A 2,728-nucleotide genomic window follows, 5' to 3' on the forward strand; every position below is an offset into this window, starting at 1 on the left:
AACGCTGCGTCGATTCTGATCGCTCTCGCTGGAGTTCCCCCAACCGCTGCCTGGTCGAGATTGACCGGCAAGGACTTCGGGCGACAGGGTCGGGTAGACACTCGGTCCGTAAACCGCGGTGTTCAGCGAACCGTTGGTGGCCAGGATCGAATCACGCACCTCTTCGGCACTTAATCGTCGCGGATCGAATCGCCAAAACAAATCGTTGTCGGGGTCGGCGGCCAAGGAGATTTCATTGCCTTGGGACGACATTTGATAGGCGCGGCTGGACAGAATCAGCCGGTGCATCGACTTCAGGCTCCAACCATCTGCCATCAAGCGGTTGGCCAGATAATCCAGCAGTTCGGGGTGGGTCGGTGGCGTACCGAGTTGGCCGAAGTTGTTGCTGCTGCGAACGATGCCGCGGCCGAAGTGGAATTGCCAAATACGATTGACGATCACGCGGGCGGTCAAACGGTTGTCGTCGCTGGCGATCCAATCGGCCAAGACGCGACGGCGACCGGTGGATTGATCGGTCGTCGATTCGGTCTGGGGCAACGCCGGCGGTTCGTCTTCAAACAAGGTCGGAAACGCGGGCGAGACCTCATCGCTGGGCGAATGCGGGCTGCCGCGATAGAGCACGTACGTCGGCTCGTCGACTTTGCGATACTTCGCCAAGCCCATCACACGTTCCCGCTGGGGCAGAGCCTTCAGCTCTTCGGCGTTCTGTTTCAGTTGCGATTTCAGTTCCTTGTAGCGGCTCCACTGCTCGTCGCTCAGATTGGCCTTCAGTTTTTCGCCCAACACGCGATTGTGATCGCGCTTGGCCCCTTCGGTGGCGCGTTGATCGGGGGCGGACATCTTGGCGATCCCGGCCTGTTCGATGCCATGCATTTCCTGCTCGATCGATCGCCGTTGCTGGTCGTTGGCGGCATAACGTGCCCGCAGTTCGTCGGAGCTGACGTCGACTTGGCTGAAGGACGTCAAATCGCCGCGTTGGGCGTAGGGTGTCACGTCCTCAAAGAACGACAGCATGCTGTAGTAGTCTTTCTGTGGGATCGGATCGATCTTGTGGTCGTGGCAACGCGCACAATTCATGGTCAACCCCAAGAACACCTGGCCGGTCGTCAGGATGATGTCGTCCAGGCCGTCAAAACGGGCCTGCAACTCATCGGCGGGTTCGTCATCCCAAATCCCCAGGCGATAGTAACCGGTCGCCGTCAACGTTTCTTTGGTGACTTCGTCCAACTCGTCACCGGCAAGTTGCTCGCGGATGAACTGATCGTACGGTTTGTCTTCGTTGAACGACCGGATGACATAGTCGCGGAACTTCCACGCGTTGTCTTTGGGGCCGTCGCGTTCGAACGAATTGGTTTCTGCAAAGCGAACAAGATCCAGCCAATGGCGTCCCCAACGTTCGCCGTAGTGCGGTGAATCGAGCAAACGTTCGGTCACCCGTTTGAATGCGTCGGGCGATTCGTCGGCGATGAAGGCGTCCACCTCGGCCTGGGTCGGCGGCAGCCCGGTCAGGTCGTAATAGACGCGCCGGATCAATTCGCGTTTGCCCGCCGGACCGTTGGGTTTTAAACCGGCGTCGGCTAGCGAATCGTAGAGGAAGGCATCGATCGGATGGGCTTGCCAATCGGCCGACGCGACCGTGGGTGGCGTTGGATTGGATAGCGGTTCAAACGCCCAATGATTTTGCCAAGCGGCGCCTTCAGCAATCCACGCGCTGAGCAATGCCGCTTCTTCCTCAGTGACCGGATCGCCCTCCGGCGGCATCCGTTCGAATTCATCGTCGGTCGTGATCCGCTCGATCAACAAGCTCGCGTCCAAGTCACCCGGCACGATCGCGAAGCTGCCCGACTCGGTCTCCGCCAACGCGGCGTCGCGACTGGTGAACTGCAAACCGCTTTCGGCCACATCCGGTCCGTGACAGGCGTAACACTTTTTCGCCAGGATCGGTTGGATTTGTTTTTGAAAGTCGATTTCCGTGGTGGCGGCGAAGGTCGCTTGCCCCCACAGGCAGATCAAGGCGGCGGCGATCAGAATGCTTTTTTTCAAGACGGGCTCTGAATGGGGCATCATGGTGGTGTTGCCGGAGGCGGGTCATTAGGCCAGCAGTCGAACGGTTCGAAGCGTGCGGCGGGAGGCGGGTGGCGCGTAACAGCCGCTCGTTTGTTTCCAGCACGATTCGTCCGGGCAAAACGAGCCGCAAACAAACACGCTCGGTTCAGGTGGGCTGTTCAGTTTACCATTGTGCCCCAAGCCCCCGCCCGATTCCAATGAGAATTGGTTCAAAACGGCTGAGCATTGTTCCCACGGTCTTCCCGTTGGGGAACTGCCGTGACTGGTGCCATCGTGACGCACAGCGTCACCTACGGGAACTGGTTACAGCAGCAGTCCTGCGACCGCCCCCGTCATGCAGCAGGCCAGCAGCCCCCCGAACATGGCCCGCAACCCGAGTCGGGCCAGGTCTTGCTTTCGCGACGGTTCCAGGCCGCCGATGCCGCCCACTTGAATCCCGATCGCGCCGAAATTGCTGAATCCGGCCAACGCGTAGGTCAAAATGACGGCCGTCCGCTGGGAAATCGCCGGGTCGCTCGATCGCATCATCTCACCCAGCGATTGGTACGCGATGAATTCGTTGGCGACTGTTTTTAGCCCGATCAACCGGCCCGCTTCGGCGCACTCCGCCGCCGGAATTCCCAACAACCAGGCGATCGGCCAACAGGCATAACCCAGGATC

The 2,728-nt window shown here is 59.8% G+C and carries 2 protein-coding genes; both read right to left on the minus strand.

Annotated features, from left to right (window positions below):
* The coding region (locus ABX749_RS28640; protein ID WP_372899044.1) for a PSD1 and planctomycete cytochrome C domain-containing protein at positions 1 to 2,067 on the minus strand (2,067 nt) is incomplete at its 3' end.
* 303 nt (positions 2,068 to 2,370) lie between these two features.
* Positions 2,371 to 2,728: nucleoside transporter C-terminal domain-containing protein (locus ABX749_RS28645; protein ID WP_372899045.1), on the minus strand; the 358-nt coding region annotated here is incomplete at its 5' end.

The organism is Stieleria sp. (assembly GCF_041595215.1).
Classification (GTDB): domain Bacteria; phylum Planctomycetota; class Planctomycetia; order Pirellulales; family Pirellulaceae; genus Stieleria; species Stieleria magnilauensis.